General features: G+C 45.1%; 1 protein-coding gene. It reads right to left on the reverse strand.

The features are described 5' to 3' along the window. Positions 1 to 237 precede the first annotated feature (237 nt). Positions 238 to 381 (reverse strand): DUF5342 family protein (locus tag ACTD9P_RS30235; protein WP_438870518.1); only part of this gene is annotated, 144 nt, incomplete at its 5' end.

The following is a 381-nucleotide window of genomic DNA, read 5'->3' on the forward strand; positions in this document are numbered from 1 at the left end:
TGTTGTTTGCCATTTGTATGATCTCCTTTATTAAGTAGTATGGTTGGGTTTGCTGGAATTGCACCAGCCGATGATTTTCGGAATGAAAACCATTGCCAGCTCGGCTTCACCCAATGCTGTTTGCCGCTTTGTACTACGTATTATGGTGAATCAAAGGGCATCTCATTCGGAAAACCGGGTGGTAAATAGCGGAAGGGAAAAGAAAAGCCCAGCCTGATGCGGCTGAGCTTTTAGCTTTCAGTCATATATGTGATAAAGCATTAATTCGTGCAGCTCTTTTACGAGAGCCGGCTCTTCTTTTCCCGGATGTGTGTGTCCCCATTCAATGTCACCGGACTTATGGTAAACCCCTTCGTAATGCGTACCCTGCCAGTAAAATGA

This window comes from Pseudomonas onubensis, assembly GCF_965653655.1.
Classification (GTDB): Bacteria; Pseudomonadota; Gammaproteobacteria; order Pseudomonadales; family Pseudomonadaceae; genus Aquipseudomonas.